16 protein-coding genes and 1 tRNA gene are annotated in these 15,913 nt (G+C 71.4%); 14 read left to right on the top strand and 3 right to left on the bottom strand.

From position 1 onward, the window contains the following. The first annotated feature begins 173 nt into the window (after window positions 1–173). Complete coding sequence (locus OG844_RS46050) at window positions 174–1,835, top strand: AMP-binding protein (protein ID WP_331734489.1); 1,662 nt, start codon at window positions 174–176, stop codon at window positions 1,833–1,835. Window positions 1,836–1,975: 140 nt separating this feature from the next. Beyond that, the gene (locus OG844_RS46055; RefSeq protein WP_331734494.1) at window positions 1,976–2,785 is read left to right on the top strand and encodes an AfsR/SARP family transcriptional regulator; all 810 of its coding nucleotides are present in this window, start codon (window positions 1,976–1,978) and stop codon (window positions 2,783–2,785) included. Window positions 2,786–2,832: 47 nt separating this feature from the next. On the opposite strand, the gene OG844_RS46060 is transcribed toward OG844_RS46055, so the two are convergent. Together OG844_RS46060 and OG844_RS46065 are read right to left on the bottom strand one after the other, a co-directional pair. Then, the gene (locus tag OG844_RS46060) at window positions 2,833–2,982 is read right to left on the bottom strand and encodes a hypothetical protein (protein ID WP_331734499.1); all 150 of its coding nucleotides are present in this window, start codon (window positions 2,980–2,982) and stop codon (window positions 2,833–2,835) included. Window positions 2,983–3,006: 24 nt separating this feature from the next. Continuing rightward, window positions 3,007–4,014, bottom strand: a complete 1,008-nt coding sequence (locus OG844_RS46065; RefSeq protein WP_331734506.1) for a DUF2156 domain-containing protein — start codon at window positions 4,012–4,014, stop codon at window positions 3,007–3,009. Window positions 4,015–4,200: 186 nt separating this feature from the next. Here OG844_RS46065 and OG844_RS46070 point away from each other — a divergent pair. The 12 genes from OG844_RS46070 (at window position 4,201) to OG844_RS46125 (ending at window position 15,122) form a co-directional block, all read left to right on the top strand. Continuing rightward, window positions 4,201–4,292 (top strand) — tRNA-Met (locus OG844_RS46070). A 162-nt stretch (window positions 4,293–4,454) separates the two neighbouring features. Continuing rightward, window positions 4,455–6,062 carry an aldehyde dehydrogenase gene (locus OG844_RS46075; protein WP_331734512.1) on the top strand — a complete coding sequence of 536 codons (1,608 nt, stop codon included), beginning with the start codon at window positions 4,455–4,457 and terminating at the stop codon, window positions 6,060–6,062. Between the two features lie 42 nt (window positions 6,063–6,104). Then, on the top strand, window positions 6,105–7,244 hold the full coding sequence (locus OG844_RS46080) for an acyl-CoA dehydrogenase family protein (RefSeq protein ID WP_331734516.1): 1,140 nt from the start codon (window positions 6,105–6,107) through the stop codon (window positions 7,242–7,244). A gap of 9 nt (window positions 7,245–7,253) precedes the next feature. Continuing rightward, window positions 7,254–8,561: an aspartate aminotransferase family protein gene (locus tag OG844_RS46085; RefSeq protein ID WP_331734520.1), complete on the top strand. Its 1,308-nt coding sequence runs from the start codon at window positions 7,254–7,256 to the stop codon at window positions 8,559–8,561. Between the two features lies 1 nt (window position 8,562). Beyond that, window positions 8,563–9,063, top strand: a complete 501-nt coding sequence (locus tag OG844_RS46090) for an SRPBCC family protein (RefSeq protein WP_331734524.1) — start codon at window positions 8,563–8,565, stop codon at window positions 9,061–9,063. A 9-nt stretch (window positions 9,064–9,072) separates the two neighbouring features. Further along, window positions 9,073–9,612 carry a hypothetical protein gene (locus OG844_RS46095; protein ID WP_331734530.1) on the top strand — a complete coding sequence of 180 codons (540 nt, stop codon included), beginning with the start codon at window positions 9,073–9,075 and terminating at the stop codon, window positions 9,610–9,612. Further along, window positions 9,609–10,106, top strand: a complete 498-nt coding sequence (locus tag OG844_RS46100; protein ID WP_331734536.1) for a flavin reductase family protein — start codon at window positions 9,609–9,611, stop codon at window positions 10,104–10,106. The genes OG844_RS46095 and OG844_RS46100 overlap by 4 nt, the downstream gene beginning before the upstream one ends. Next, a complete protein-coding gene (locus tag OG844_RS46105; protein ID WP_331734539.1) occupies window positions 10,103–11,095 on the top strand; it encodes a VlmB-like protein in 993 nt (330 codons plus the stop codon). The genes OG844_RS46100 and OG844_RS46105 overlap by 4 nt, the downstream gene beginning before the upstream one ends. Beyond that, window positions 11,092–12,108, top strand: coding sequence for a beta-ketoacyl-ACP synthase III (locus OG844_RS46110; RefSeq protein WP_331734543.1), 1,017 nt, complete (start codon window positions 11,092–11,094; stop codon window positions 12,106–12,108). Before OG844_RS46105 ends, OG844_RS46110 begins: the two co-directional genes overlap by 4 nt. Before the next feature lie 20 nt (window positions 12,109–12,128). Further along, complete coding sequence (locus OG844_RS46115) at window positions 12,129–12,359, top strand: acyl carrier protein (RefSeq protein WP_331734549.1); 231 nt, start codon at window positions 12,129–12,131, stop codon at window positions 12,357–12,359. After that, a complete protein-coding gene (locus OG844_RS46120; protein WP_331734555.1) occupies window positions 12,356–13,603 on the top strand; it encodes a beta-ketoacyl-[acyl-carrier-protein] synthase family protein in 1,248 nt (415 codons plus the stop codon). Before OG844_RS46115 ends, OG844_RS46120 begins: the two co-directional genes overlap by 4 nt. A gap of 31 nt (window positions 13,604–13,634) precedes the next feature. Next, entirely contained in the window at window positions 13,635–15,122 is a 1,488-nt protein-coding gene (locus OG844_RS46125) for an APC family permease (protein WP_331734561.1), read from the top strand. Here the strand turns inward: OG844_RS46125 and OG844_RS46130 are convergent. Further along, on the bottom strand, window positions 15,106–15,900 hold the full coding sequence (locus tag OG844_RS46130) for a BTAD domain-containing putative transcriptional regulator (protein WP_331734565.1): 795 nt from the start codon (window positions 15,898–15,900) through the stop codon (window positions 15,106–15,108). The genes OG844_RS46125 and OG844_RS46130 overlap by 17 nt on opposite strands. Window positions 15,901–15,913: the final 13 nt, after the last annotated feature.

Below are 15,913 nucleotides of genomic sequence, written 5' to 3' on the forward strand. Positions count from 1 at the left end.
AAGGGCAGTGGTGCGCCGCACCTTCGCAGCGCCCGCTGACCGAGGGCTGACACCGCGCTCGACACCACCCTGAGCACGGCTGCATCCGCTCCCGCCCCGGCCGCGGAGCGCCGCAGTCCAGTGAGACTCGAGCACCCGGGCAGATACTCGGCCGGAGGTCTTTAGGGGGAGTCATGCCGGATCAGTCCCAGCACACCTTCACTGACGTGGTCGCTCGCAACGTGCGGACGACGCCCGGCAAAGACGCCTGCGTTTTCCTGTACGAGGCGGCCGGTGGACGGCTGGCGGCCGACACCATCAGTTACGAGGAACTGGACCTGCGGGCCCGCGCCGTCGCGGCCTGGATCGTGGCGCACGGCTCGGCGGGCCGGCCGGTGCTCGTCGCCCCGACCCGGGGACGGCACTTCGCTGCCGCGCTGCTCGGCTGCCTCTACGCCGGGGCCACCGCCGTACCCGTCGACGCCCATGCGCACCGGGCCGAGCGGCTGCTCGCCGTCGTCCGTGACTGCGGCGCCGAACTGGTCCTGGCCGAGCGCGCGGACGCGCCCGCCCTGACCCAGCAGCTGGCCCGCGCAGGACTCGGGGACACCGTCTGCCTGGCCATCGAAGCGGCCGACTCCGACGCGGTGGCAAAAACGCCCCCGCCCGGCCCCCGACCCGACGACGACGCCCTGCTGCTGTACGGGCCGGGACCGGCGACGGCCCCGCGCGGGACCCGGCTGACCTACCGGATGCTCGCGGAGGGACAGCCCTGGGCGCAGCGGGTGCTGCGCTCCTCCGCCCGCTCCCGGATCGGCGGTCTGCTGCCCTACCGGTACGGCACGGGTCTGATCATGCACCTGCTGCACCCGCTGTGGCTGGGCGCGACAGGCGTGCTGGTCCCGGTCGGCGACCCCGGGGGCAGGCCGGCCCAGTGGCTGCGGGCGATCAGCGACTTCGGCATCACCACCGGCCTCACCAGCACGTACGGCTACCAGCTCGCGACCGAGCGGACCACGGACGCCGAGCTGTCCGCGCTCGACCTCGGCCGCTGGGAGACGGCGGTGATCTGCGCCGCGCCGCAGCAGCCGGACGTCAGACGCGCCTTCGGCGAGCGCTTCGCCGCCGCCGGCTTCGACCCGGAGGCGTTCGTCTCCTGCCTGGCGCCCCCCGAGTCCCCCTTCCCGGTGGCGGCACGCCCGGTAACGGACTCCGGCAAACAGTCCGCCGCCCGGCGGGTGGCGGAGAAGGCACTGAACCGAGGTGTGATGCGCGACGCCGCCCCGGGCGAGCCGTTCAGGACCCTCGTGAGCGTGGGCAGCAGCGTGGGTCCCGAGCTGTGCGTCGCCGCCCCGGACACCGGGGCCGAGATGGCGGAGGGGCGGGTGGGCGTGTTGCGGGTGAACGGGCTGAGCACCGGCGACGAGGCCGTCCGCTACGACGGCGAGCTCTATATGAGCGGGTGCCTGCGGGAGGGCATCAAGGTCCCGGGGCGGGCCGCCTGTGTCCTGCTGGTGCACCCGGAGGACGTCGAACGCTCCGTCCGGGAGAGCAGCGAACTGTGCCTGCACGGGGCCGCGTTCGGCGTCCCGTTCGCACCGGGCAGGGACCGGTTGGTCGTGGTGCAGGAGGTGCGCGACGGGTTGGGCCACGATGTGGACCTGTGGGGACTGGGCAGCGGGCTGCTCCGCCGGATCACCACGGAGTTCGAGGTGGGACCCGGCACGGTGGTGCTCGTGCGGCCGGGCACCGTGCGCCGCAACTTCCGCGGCCGGCTCTCCCGGTCCGCCGTGCGCGGCATGTTCCTCAGCGGCCGCCTCCAGCCGTTGCAGGAGATCTCCAGCGCTGAGGTATGAATTTCTCAGGCCATGGCCGGGAAATCTTCCCGCATTCGGCATGAGTCGGTCGCTGTCCCGGCCTTCCACGCCCTGTGACGCTTGGCCCAGCCACCGGTACACCGTGCCGGAGCCATATGCCTGCCTGAGGAGTTGATTCGGTGGAGATCAAACTACTGGGGGCGATGACCGCACATGAACGCTGTGGATCCTTCGCCCCGTCCGCGGCCAAGCCCCGCCAAGTCCTGGCCCTGTTAGCCCTGCAAGCGGGTCAGGTGGTCCCGGTTCCCTCGCTCATCGAGGAGCTGTGGGGGGAGCACCCGCCGCGCAGCGCCATGACCACGCTCCAGACCTACGTTCTTCATCTGCGCCGGGGCATCGACCGTGCGCTCGGCCGTGACGAGGTGCTGTCCGCCAAGGAGATCCTGGAGACCGCGCACGGCGGCTACCAACTCAACGCCCAGCCGGGCGAGGTGGACGTGCACGAACACGAGCACCTCATGATCGCCGGCCGGGCCGCTGTCCACGCGGGGGACGACGAGTCCGCGTCCCGGCTGATGGGCCGGGCACTTCAGCTGTGGCGTGGACCGGCCCTGGTGGATGTCGTGGCGGGGCCGCTGCTGGAGATCGAGGTGCTGCGGCTGAACGAGGCGCGGCTGGGCGTGGTCGAGTGCCGCGTCGCCGCCGAACTGCGGCTGGGCCGGCACGCGGAGGTGCTCGGCGAACTCACCGTGCTCGCCGCCCGGTACCCGCTGCACGAACGGCTGTACGAGCAGCTGATGATCGCGCTGTACCGGGCGGGCCGGGTGTGGCAGGCGCTGGAGACGTACCAGAAGCTGCGTACGACGCTCGACCGCGAGCTGGGGCTGGAGCCCTCCGAACGGCTGCGCAGGCTGCACCAGTCGCTGCTGTCCGGCGACGAACGGCTGTACGTACCTGACGACGTGCGGGTGCACGCCAGGCCGGCGTGACACGGGAGATCACGTGCGGCAGCCCCGCGGGACGGCGCCCGCCGCCGTCAGCCGGCGGCACCGAGCACAGCGTCCAGATCGTTGAGCGCGGCGTCCGCCGCGGCGGCCGCGTCCTCGTCGTCCGGGGCGCCGATGACGGCCAGGAGCGACGCCACCAGGGCCTCCTGGAGTTCTGCTGTGGACTGCTGTTCCGGCATGGGGTCCTCCTCGAAGACGCGGACTCAGAAGGCATTGCAGGCGCGGAAGATGTGGGCGAAGGAGACAGGCGACGCCTGGCCGCGGAAGGCGACGTACTCCGGCAGCATCACATCAGGACCCCACTTCTCCTTGTACGCGAGCTGCGTGCGGGCGGGGTACAGGTCCTCGCCGTGTTCCCACAGAAAGCTCATCAGCCAGGCGAAGGCCGGGCTGTGGCAAGGCAGTTCGTGCGCCGGGTCCAGGCCCGTGAACGGGGTGAAACCGAAGTGCAGCCACGGCACGCCCTCGGCGCGGAAGACCTCGATGGCGGTGCTGTTGATGGCTTCCATCACCCCGGGGGAGCCGCCGGGCAGACGTCGGCTCAGATCGTGCATCCAGCCCGCCCGGGCGCCGAGGACAGGCGAGTACGAGATGTAGCCGACCGGCGCGCCGTCGATCGTTCCGACGAAGAGCCTGCGGTGCCGCTGGGCGGCCCCTCCGGTCTGGCCGACGAGGAATTCCAGCGGCCGGGCGTGCTCGCCCTTGTCGGCGAGCCAGCCGGCGTCGATTGCGGCCAGCGCCTCCCGCACGTCCCCGATGTCGGTCTCCCGCACCTGGAGGCCGTTGCGGAACGCCCGGGAGATCTTGTTGCGCAACTGCATGAACCGGGTGCCGCGCAGCGTGAAGTCCGCGAGGCCGACGGCCCACGAGGCACCCATCTGGTTGACGGTCCACCCCATGCGCGCGTAGATCTCGGCGTCGGCGCGCTGGAGCTGTACGGCCACCACCCGCAGTTCCTGCTCCCGGGCGTACCGGTCGAAGGCGGTGAGCAGGCGTTCACAGCTGTCGGGTGCCGCGAAGGGGCCGCCGAACTGCACCAGATGGCGGGCGGCCCGCCGGTACACCACGATCCCGTCGGTGTCGGGGAGGGTGAAGAGCTCGTTGCCGGTGTTCATCGCCAGGAACGAGCTGGGGTTCCCGGCCTGGGTGTGTTTTCTGATGGCCTCGAGAATGACGTCGGACGACGCCTCTCGGGTGGCTGCCGTAGTCATACGGCCTCACTCGCTTTCCACTGGTCGGTTCCGGCGGACGGGGAGGAGTGAAGCACTGCCCGCTGGAGCCTCGATAGAGCCTTTTCCGCGTCCCTACGGTGTCAGTCGGATATCAGCGCCGAGTCAGCCCGACACTGCAGAGTCATGTTTGTGACCGAGACCGGGAAGCGTTCCGGACGGACACGAGGAGAGGTGCCCGGAGAGGCTTATCGGGGGCCGGACCCATGGTTTGGTCGGGTGGTTCGCCGCCCGCGCAGGTTCGAATCCTGCCCTCTCCGCAAGAATCACACGGTAATACGAGAAGCGGTCACGGAGAATTTTTCCGTGACCGCTTTCCTGCTTTTCCGTGTGTGTCAGCAGTGGGTCAGTCCGCAGTCAGACCTCGTCGCCAGGATGCAGTTGTTCACCAAATTTCGAGGCGGTCGAATGGAAGGCTGACGATGGTCGAGGGCCGTGAGAAGCCGTTGCGCAACTACAAGCTCTACATCGGCGGCAAGGACGTCGAAGGCACAGGCTGGGTGTACACGGTCAGTGCCCGCTCCCTCCTGGAGGACGTCTTCACCAGCGTCCGGCTCAAGCGGTCCCTGGAGCAGGACGAGCGGTCCGACGCGGCCAACCACCCGTACGTTGTCGGCCGGTGCGCGGTGGCGGGTGACACCGCCATCGACCTGGCCACCCAGGCCGCCGCGGCGGCGGCGCCGGCCTGGGCCGCGGTCCCGCTGGAGCGGCGCATGCGGCTGGGTGTGCGCTTCCGGGAGGAACTCCTGCGCCGCCAGGAGGAGTTCCTGGAGCTCCTCACCGCGGAGGCGCACCCGCTGAAGCTGGCCCGCTGGGAGCTCAGCTGTCTGTTGCAGGTGTTCAGCGAGGAGAGCCTGGGCTGGTACCAGGAGCGGATGCACACGGAGTTCCGGCACGGCGGGCGGCGTCTCATCGTGCGCCGGCAGCCGGACGGCGTCGTGGCGTTCAATCCGCCGCAGAACGCGCCCGCCCCCAGCGCGGCCCTGTCCGTACTGGCGCTGATGGCCGGGAACGCGGTGGTGGTACGGGCACCCCGGTCCATCGCGCTGAGCACGATGTTCGTCCTGCGCGAGCTCATCGCCCCGCTGCTGGACGAGGTGGGCGCCCCGCCCGGCACGCTGAACGCGGTGTGCAGCAACCCGGGTCAGACGATCGACCTTTGGCTGCAGAGCCCGCTGATCCAGGACATCTTCTACATCGGCGGCACCGAGGAAGGTCTGCGCTTCCAGCAGCGTTGCGTGGCCCAGGGCAAGAAACCGATCCTCGAACTGGCCGGCAACGACGGTGTCGTCGTCTGGCGGGACGCGGACATCCCGTACGCGGCCGAGGCCATCGCCGAGGCCTTCTACGGCTCCGGGCAGATCTGCATGGTGCCGAACTGGGTGCTCGTCCACCCCGACCGGGCGGACGAACTGATCGCCGAGGTCAAGCGGCGGGCCGAGGCCGTGCGCCCCGGCTATCCCGAGGACGAGGACGTGCTGCTCTCCCCGGTCCGGCGCAGCGAGAAATTCTTCGCCCTGCTCCGCCAGTCCCTGGACGCCGGCGCGGAACTCGTCACCGGTGGTCGACGCACCGAGATCGACGGCACCCCCTCCGAGACCGGCGTCTTCCTGCAGCCCACGGTGGTCCGGGTGAACGGGCTGAGCGGAGCGCGCAGCCACGAGATCGTTCGGCACGAGACCTTCTTCCCGCTGATTCCCGTCATCGTCCCCGAAACCGCCGACGACGATAAACTTCTGGACAGTTTCATCGATTTCGTCAATACCAATGAATACGGACTGCGCAACTCGTTCTGGGCTCGCGACTCCGGCGTCATCGACACCTTCGTGCAACGGGTCGTGAACGGCGGCCTGCTGAAGGTGAACGATTCCCACATCGGCTTTCTGCCCTATCTGCCCAGCCACGGTGGCACCGGCCTGACCGGCGGGGCTTTCGGCGAGGCCAACTATCCGATGCTCAAGACCTCGCACCTTCAAGGTGTGAGCATCGCCCACGACGTCAGCCCGCGCACAGCGGTGTTCGGCGACTGACGTGCCGGTTCCACCGGTGGAATTACTGGAGGTGCAATTCTTGTGCGCAGCCTCGACACAGCGCGTGACATGGTTGAGCGCTACCATCCCGGGCTGGTGAAAGCCCTCGCTGATATCCCCTACGCCGAGCGGGAGGCCCCGGACAGCCCGGTCATCGATCTCTTCCGGGCTCATCACGGCGCCGGACTGCTGGTGCCCAAGGAGTACGACGGGCACGGCGCCTCCCTCGTGGAGGCGGTCCAGGTGCAGCGCGGCCTGGGCTCGCTCTCGCCCTCTCTCGCCGCAGCGGTGACCATGCATCACTTCACCGTGGCCACGCTCTACGCGCTGGCGGCCGAGGCCGACCGGCTCACCCCCGCCCAACTGGAACTGCTCGCCAGCGTGGTGTCCGAGCAGCGGTTGCTGGCGTCGGGCTGGGCCGAGGGCAGGACCCAGCAGAACATCCTGACCCCCTCGGTCACCGCCGAGCCGGTCCCCGGCGGCTTCCGTCTGAACGGCGCGAAGAAGCCGTGCAGCCTCTCCCGCTCGATGAGTGTGCTCACGGCGAGCATCGCGGTGCCCGGCCGGGACGGCCGGCCGGAACTGGCCCTGGCCCTGGTGCCGGCCGCGACGCCGGGGCTGTCGGTGCATCCGTTCTGGGGGAGCGACATCCTCGCCGCCGCCCAGAGCGACGAGGTGCGGCTGGAGAACGTCATAGTCCCCGACGAACTCGTGGTGCGGACCACGGCCGAGGACCCGCACCGGCTCGACGATCTGCAGACCGCCGGGTTCATCTGGTTCGAGCTGCTCATCTCCGCCGGATACGCGGGGGCCGCCGCGGGGCTGACCGAGGAGCTGCTGTCCAGCGGCCGGGGCAGCCCCGAGGAACGGGCCGACATCGTGATCCAGACGGAGTCGGCGTTCGAACTGCTGGTGGGCACGGCGCGGGCGATCCGCGACGGGCTGGCCGGGGACGCGGCGGTCGCCGCGGTGCTCATCGCCCGGTTCGCCGCTCAGTCGGGCCTGGTCCGTGCCACCGGCCAGGCGCTCGAACTCCTCGGCGGCATGGACTTCATCCGCTCCGGGGACCACGCCCGCCTCGCCGCCTCCGTGCGTCCTCTCGCCTTCCACCCGCCGTCGCGGGCCAGCAGCGCCGCTGCCCTGGTGCAGTACGTCGACGGCGGCCCGCTCGAACTGTCCTGAAGGAGGCCCATGACCATCACCAGCCACTCGTCCGGGGACACCGCCACGGGCGCGGCGCCGGACAACGAGGCGGACATCCTGGCGCTGTACCGGGCCAGGCTCAGTAAGGGCCGCGCCACCCTGGCCGAACTCTTCGGCAGCCACATGGAGGTGGAATCCTCCGGCTCCTGGCTCACCACCAGCGACGGAGAGAAGTTCCTCAACTGCGGCGGCTACGGCGTCTTCATCATGGGCGCCCGGCACCCGCGGGTCGTCGAAGCCGTCCAGCGCCAGCTGAACACCCACCCCGTCGCCACACGGATCCTGCTGGAGCCGACCGTCGCCCGCGCCGCCGAGGCGCTGGCCAGTATTGCCCCGCGCGGGCTGGAACGGGTGCACTTCTCCCTCTCCGGCGCCGAGGCCGTGGAGACCGGCCTCAAACTCGCCCGCGCCGCGGGGCGCCGGAGGATCGTCTCGATGCGCGGCGGCTACCACGGCAAGACCATGGGCGCGCTGTCGGCCACCGCCAAGGCCGTGTACCAGGACCCCTTCCGCCCGCTCCTCGCCGACGTCGTCCATCTCCCCTACGGGGACCCCGAGGCGCTCCGCGCCGAGCTGTCCGCACACCCCGGCGAGGACTGCGTCATCATCGAGCCGGTCCAGGGCGAGGGCGGTGTCGTCCTGCCTCCCCAGGGCTACCTCAAGCAGGTCGAGGAACTGGTCCGGGAGTACGAGGGCTTCCTCCTTCTGGACGAGGTGCAGACGGGCATGGGCCGGTTGGGGGAGTGGTGGGGGGCCGACATCGAGGACATCCGCCCCGATGTGCTGCTCGTCGGCAAAGCCCTCGGCGGGGGCGTGGTCCCGGTATCGGCGGCGATCGCCACCGACAAGGCCTTCCGCCCCTTCGACAAGGACCCTTACGTGCACACGGGAACGTTCTCCGGCCAGCCGCTTCTCATGGCCGGTGTCCAGGCGGCGATCCAGGTCATGCAGGAGGAGCGGCTGGTCACCCGGGCCCGGGATATCGGCGCCCGGCTGCTGCCGGAGATCACCAGGATCGCCCGGCGCAATCTGCCCGGCCTGGTCACCGAAGTCCGCGGCCGCGGGCTGCTCATCGGCGTGGAGCTGGCCGAGCCGGGACTCGCGGGCGAGCTCCTCATCGAACTCTTCAACCACGGGGTGGTGGCCAACCACTCCATGAACGGCAACTCGGTGGTGCGTTTCACCCCGCCCGCCGTGCTCACCGAGGCGGACGAACGCTTCCTCCTCGACTCGTTCGACAAGGCCACCAGGGACCTCGTCCGACAGGCGGCCACCATGCCGGAAGGCGGTAGCTGACATGCGACATGTGCAACTGGACGCGATGGTGTACGGCGAGCGGCTCGCGGACGTCTTCGAACGGATCGTGCAGTGGGAGCGCTACGCCGAGCTCGCGCCGCACGTGGAGTCCACCACCGTGCACGAGGGCCGCCCCGGTCGGACCGGCTCCTCCAGCTGGGAGCTGCACTTCCGCAGCGGCCTGCTGCGCTGGACCGAGGCCGAGCGGTTCGTGCCGGAGCGGGGCGAGGTCCATTTCGAGCAGACGGACGGCGACTTCGACACGTTCTCCGGCCGGTGGCTGCTCACCGCACAGGGCGACGACGTCGCCGTGAGCTTCGGCTGCGACTTCGACTTCGGCATCACCAGCCTCGAAGGCATCCTCGACCCGATCGCCGAGCGGGTCATCAAGGAGACCGTCGCCTGGGCCGTGACGGGCCAGTTCGCCCGCGTCCGGCTCGTCGGCGAACCCGATCCGGGCGCCCCGGTGATCTCTGCCGCGGGCCTGCCCGCCACCGCATAGGAGTGAGTCATGGACCAGGCCAACCCCTTCGAGACACCGCGGACGTTCTCCCTGCACCGCGCCGAGTACCTGGTGGGGCTCGCGGTGACCACCGGCTTGATCGTCGCCCACGCGGGAGAGATCCGCTGGTTGCCCGCCATCGCCCTCTTCCTCTACATCGACCTGATCGGCTATATCCCCGGAGCCATCGCCTTCAAGCGGGCGGGCGGCCGGCCGATCGCGAAGGCGTACTACGTCCTCTACAACGTCATGCACAGCCTCATCACGCAGGGGGCCGTCGCCGCGCTGTGGTGGTGGCTCATCGGGCCGGAGTGGGCGCTGCTGGTGCTGCCGTTCCATCTCTTCGGCGACCGAGGGCTGTTCGGGAACTTCCTCAAGCCCTTCTCGCTGCCCTTCGAGCCGGTCCGGCAGCCGGGATACCTGCGGCTGCTCGACGACCTCGGCGTGCCGCGGCCCCGGCCGGCCGGCCACACCGGCTCCCCGGTTCCCGTCGGACACCTTCCCGCCACTGCCGCCGCCCCGGGCCGGCAGCCGGAAGCCGCGCAGTGACGGGCGCTCGCACCTCCGCCGTACGCCGGCTGGCCGGGCCGGTCAGCATCCTGACGGTACGTCACGACAGTCGTGTGCACGGCACCACGGCCTCGACCACCACCCTGGTGTCCACGAGGCCGCTCATCCTCGGTACGAGTCTGCGCGCCGGGTCGGTCCTTGGTGAACTGGCCATCGCAGCAGGCTGGTTCTCGGTCAACGTGCTGGGCGGCGGCCAGGCGGAGCTGGCCCGGTGGTTCGCGGACAGCCGCCGCCCGCCGGGCGTCGGGCAGTTCGCGGGGCTCGCCTGGCGGCCGGACCCGCTGACCGCCGCACCGCTGCTCGAAGGGACGCTGGCGCACTACAGCTGCCGGGGCGCCGGCCGGTTCGTCGTCGGCGACCACGAAGTCCTCCTGGGGCGGGTCGTCGAGTGCGACACCGCATCCGGCGATCCGCTGCTGAGCTTCGCAGGCGACCTGCGCACCCTGACCGGAAAGGACGGTTCCACCCCATGACCACGGAACAGGACATCGGGCGAGTGGCCCGCGAGGCCGACTGGGACGACGCACCCGGCCTGCTCGACGGGGCGATGGAACTCACCCTGGGCCCCGCGGAGTGCGACCTGCCGTACTGGATCACCCAGGTCGCGCAGGGCACACTCCGCGGCCGGGGAGTCACGGGCCACGCGCCCGAGGCGGCGGTGCCCCAGTTCCTGCGCGAGCCGGGGCCGCTGCGCGAGGCGCTGATCCTGGAGTTCGGCTTCCGTGGTCTGGCGGAGGAACTCGCCACCCGGCTGCTGTCCGACTACGTCGCCATCGCCCCCGGCATCCCCGAGATGGAGTTCTACGCCACCCAGCTGATCGACGAGGCGCGGCACGCCCGGGTGTTCCGCGACCACCTGGTCGAACTGGGCATGCCCGCGGCCACCCTGGTCGGGGACATCGCGGAGCTCGCCGCCGACTACCGGCGGCAGATCCTCGACCCCGTCGTGGACTTCACCCGGAACATCGTCCGGGAACAGGCCGACTTCGCCGGCGGCGTCGCCGTCTTCGCCATCGTCATCGAGGGCGTACTGGCGCCCGCGGCCGAACTGAGCGAGCGCAAGTGGACCCCCCTCTCCCCGGCGACCGGCGAGATCTCCCGCGGCGCCGCGATCGACGAGATCCGCCACCTGACGGTCGCCGCCACCATCCTCAAGGACCACCTGAGCGCCCATCCGCAGTACCTGCCGCGGCTGGCGGAGATCCTCCGGTCCGGCCGGGAACTGTGGGACCGGCTGCCGGACCGACCGTTCGTGCTGCACCGGGAGGAGCTCTTCCAGGAGGGCATGCTCGCGCACGCGGAGCTGATCGGGGACTACGAGATCTGGCCGGGCGTGCGCATGCTCGACACCACGCCCGCACAGCGCTACGACATGGCCGAGGCGTGGACGGACGAGATGGCCGCCACGCGCATGGCCTACATGGGCATCCCCGCCGGCATCGCCGCCGGACAGCAGCGATGAGGGCGTCGGTCGTCTGCGGTCTGGGCGGCTACGTGCCCGAACGCCTCGTCACCAACGACGATCTGAGCGAACGGCTCGACACGACCGACGCCTGGATCCACAGCCGGACCGGCATCCGGGCCCGGCGCATGATCTCATCGGGCGCCGCCACCTCGGACCTGGCCGTGGAGGCCGGCCACCGGGCGCTCAAGTCCGCGGACGAAGCCGCGGTGGACGTGGTGGTCCTGGCCACCACGACCCCGGACCGCCCCTGCCCCGCGACGGCCCCCGAGGTGGCCGCGCGGCTCGGGGTCGGCACGGTCCCCGCCTTCGACGTGGCGGCCGTGTGCAGCGGCTTCCTCTACGCGCTGGCCACCGCCGCGGGACTGATCGCCTCCGGCACCGCCGACCGGGCCCTGGTGATCGCCGCCGAGGCCTTCACGACGATCATCGACCCGCAGGACCGGAGCACGGCGGTGATCTTCGGTGACGGCGCGGGGGCGGTGGTGCTCCGCGTCGGCGACCCGGCGGAACCGGGTGCCCTGGGGCCGATGGTGCTGGGCAGCGACGGCGACCACAGCGACCTCATCGAGGTTCCGGCCGGCGGCTCCCGGCAGCGGGCCTCGGGCCGGCCGGCGGCCCCGGGCGAGCAGTACTTCCAGATGCGCGGCCGGGACACCTACCGGCACGCCGTCGAGCGGATGACCGCGGCCAGCCGGCAGGCGGTCGAGCGGGCGGGCTGGACCACCGCACAGGTCGACCGGCTCGCCGCCCACCAGGCCAACGCCCGCATTCTCGAAGCCGTGGCCGAACGGCTCGGCGTACCGGCCGAACGGCAGCTGTCCAACATCGCCTACATGGGAAACACCGGCGGCGCGTCCATACCGCTGCTGCTCGCGGACACGGCCGCCAGCGGCCGCCTGCGGGCCGGCCACCGGGTGCTCCTCACCGCATTCGGCGGCGGTCTGGCCTGGGGCGCGGCGACGCTGTCCTGGCCGCGGCTGGGCCCCGTGACCGATCCGCGCACTCCGTAGCACCGTCAAGGAGGACAGTCATGTTCGAGACCGTCAAGGAAATGCTCGTCAGCAAGCTCAAGGTGGACCCGGCCAGGATCACCCCCACCGCGACCAGGGAGGACATCGAACTCGACTCGCTCGCCCTGGTCGAACTCGCCATGCTGCTGGAACAGGAACTGGGCATCCACGTCAGCGACGACGACCTGATGGCGACCGAGTCCTTCGGCGCCATGGTCGAGTTGATCGAGAGCCGGCGGGCGGGCGTGTGAAGCGCTCGGCCGCCCCCGCGCGCCGGACCGCGCCAGGCATCGCCGTCACCGGCATCGGGCTGGTCACACCCGGCGGCATCGGCACGGAGGCCAGCTGGCGCGCGGTGTGTGCCGGCCGGCCCGCCGCCGCCCTGGACCCGGCGCTGCCCCCGAGCGACACGGGCGTCACCTGCCGGGTGCCAGGCTTCGACGGAGAGGCGCTGCTCGGTGGCCGCAAGGCCCACCGGCTCGACAGATTCACGCAGTTCGCCCTGGTCGCCGCCACGGAGGCGGTGGCGGACGCGGGCCTCGACCCGGCGAGCTGGGACGGGGCCAGGGTGGCCGTGGTTCTCGGCTGCGCAGACGGCGGCCCCGAGACCGTGGAGGCACAGCACCAGGTGCTGCTCCGCCACGGCCCCGCCCGGGTCTCGCCCCTGCTGCTGCCCATGCAACTGCCCAACATGCTGGCCGGGCAGACCTCCATCGAACTCGGCGCCACCGGGCCCAATCTGGTGGTCGCCACCGCCTGCGCCTCCGGTGCCACGGCCATCGGCATCGCCCGCGACCTGCTGCTGCTCGACCGCTGCGACATCGCGCTGGCCGGCGGCAGCGAGGCCATGATCACTCCGCTGGTGATGGCGGGATTCGCTCAGATGGGCGCCCTCTCCCGGTGCGCCGGTGATCCGGCCCGCGCCTCCCGGCCGTTCGACATCGACCGGGACGGCTTCGTGGCAGGCGAGGGCAGCGGCGTTCTCGTACTGGAGCGCGCCCGCGACGCCCGCGCCCGCGGCGCCCGCGCACACGCCCTGCTCGCCGGCCACGCCCTGAGCGCGGACGCCCATCACATGACCTCCCCGCACCCCGAAGGAGCCGGCGCCGAGGCCGCCCTGCGCACCGCGCTCGCCGACGCGGGCGCCGGGCCGCAGGACGTCCGGCACGTCAACGCCCACGGCACGTCGACGCGGCTCAACGACCTGGTGGAGGCGCAGGTCCTGTGCCGGGTACTGCCGCACGCGCCGCTCGTCACGTCCACCAAAGGCGTCACCGGCCATCTGCTGGGCGCCGCCGGCGCCGTGGAGGCCGCCTTCACCGTCCTGAGCGTCGAACACTCCCTGGTGCCTCCCACCGCGGGCCTGGCCACGCTCGACCCGAAGATCCACATCAACGCCGCCACCGCGTCCGTCCCGCTCGACATCCCGCTGGCGGTGTCCAACTCCTTCGGCTTCGGCGGCCAGAACGCCGTGCTCGCCTTCGCCGCGACCTGATCCGACCAGGCCCATCTCCCCGGAGCCGACCATGCGACAGCACCCGTCCACCACCCCTGTCAGACACCTGACCACCTGGCACATCGTCTTCGTGATCGTCGCCGCGGCCGCCCCGCTCTCCGCGATGGTGGGCACCGTCCCGCTGGCCTTCGCGGCGGGCAACGGCGCCGGCGTCCCCGCCGCGTTCGCCTTCGCCGGGCTGATCCTGCTGTGCTTCGCCGTCGGTTACGCGGTCAGCGTCCGCCGCACCGGGGGCAACGGCGGGTTCTACGCCTCCATCGCCGACGGGCTCGGCAGACCGGCCGCCGTGGCCGGCGGATATGTCGCCGTGCTTTCCTACAACGCCGCCACCATCGGACTCGTCGGCGCCCAGGGCTACTTCACCCGTCTCGTGCTCGCCTCCCACGGCATCCACGTGCGGTGGGAGGTGTGCGCGTTGGCCGGGGTGGCGCTGGTCGCCGTGCTCGGCCGCCGGGAGATCACCGTGAGCGCCCGGCTGCTCGCCCTGCTCATGGTGGGCGAGACCGGCGTTCTGCTGGTTCTGGACGTCGCCGTGCTCGCCCGGCACGGCAGCAGCGCGCTGCCCGCGGCGTCGTTCGGGCACCAGGCGACGGGGACCGGGCTCGGGATCGCCCTGATGTTCGCGTTCGTTTCCTTCATCGGCTTCGAGTCCGCCGCGCTCTACGGCGGCGAGGCGAAGCACCCGCGCCGCAACGTGGTCCGGGCCACCTACGCCGCCGTGCTGCTCATCTCGCTCTTCTACGCCCTGACCAGCTGGCTGGCCGTGGGAGCCATCGGCGCCGGGAAGGTCCGCGCGACGGCGAACGAACAACTGGGGAACCTGTTCTTCGTCCTGGCCCAGGACTACCTGGGCACCGTCGGGCGGATCGTCCTCGAGGTGCTGCTGTGCACCAGCCTCTTCGCCGCGATGCTCGCCCTGCACAGCGCCGCCAACCGCTACACCCAGGTGCTGGCCGCGGACGGCCTGCTGCCCGCCTCGCTGTCCGCCCGCCACCCCAGGTACGCGTCCCCGCACCGGGCGAGTGCGGTCCAGGCCGCGCTCGACGTGGCCGCGGTGGCCGTGTTCGCCCTCGCGGGCCTGGACCCGTACGCCGACATGACGACCAGCATGCTCGGGCTCGGCACCCTGGGCATCATCGTGCTGCAGGCGGCCGCGGCGCTCTCCGTGATCGGGCTGCTGCGGCACGGCGCAGACGACGGCGTCGGACTCGGGCAGAGGCTGGTGGCCCCGCTGCTCGCCCTGGTGGGCCTGACCGCCACGGTCTGGCTGATCCTCGGCAACTACACGCTGCTCACCGGAACCGACTCCGCGGTGGTGGGAGCGCTGCCCTGGACCCTTCCCGCCCTCGCGCTGTCCGGCGCGGGCTACGCGTGGTGGCTGCGCACCGCCAGGCCCGAGACCTACCGAAGGCTCGCCGGGCTGGACGGCGACGGGCGGACGGCGCCCGCGCCGGCTGCCCCCGCGGCGGCGGAGGTCTCGGTCACTCGTCCAGACTGAGCGCCATGCCCCGGAGGGGCTCCAGCGCGGGTGCCTGGTTGAGTATCTGCCGGAACAGCTCCCGCAGCCGGAGCGAGGGCTCGATGCCGAGTTCGCCGACGAGCCTGGCGCGCATCGCGTTGTACGTCTCGACGGCCTCGGCCTGCCGGCCGGTCCGGTAGAGCGCCAGCATCAGCAGCTCGGTGATCCGCTCCCGCCAGGGGTGCATCATGCCGAACCGGCGCAGCTCGCTGATCACGTCGGCGGGCGCCCCGTACCGCAGCTCCAGCTCCAGCCGGGACTCCTGAGCCGTCAGATACTCCTCCTCCAGCTGCACGGCCGCGCTGCGGCACAGCGGGCTGGCGGCCAGCTCCTGCGGCAGCGGCCCCCGCCAGAGGGCGAGCACCGCCTCCAGCAGGTCCCTGGACATGGACGGGTCCTGCTGGACGGCGGTACGGGCCTGCGCCAGTCTCTCCCGGAACACATGGACGTCCACGTCCATGGGCGCCACCAGGAGCTGGTACCCGGAGGGACCGCCGATGAGCGGCGGCGGCTGCATTTTCTCGCCCGCGTGCAGCCGCAGCGTGCGCCGCAGCCGGGACACGTGGGCCTGCAGGGCGTTTTCGACCGACTCCGGTGGGTCCTCGCCCCACAGTTCGGAGTAGAGCTGCTCGCTCGGCAGCAGCCGGCCGGCGGTGAGCAGGAGGGTCGTCAGCAAAATCCGCTGCCGTGCCCCGGTGATGGCGACGAAGCGCCCCTCGACGACGGTACCGATCGATCCAAGAACAGTGAAATTCATGCCGGGAGAGTTG

The sequence above is a fragment of the Streptomyces sp. NBC_00887 genome (genome assembly GCF_045207585.1).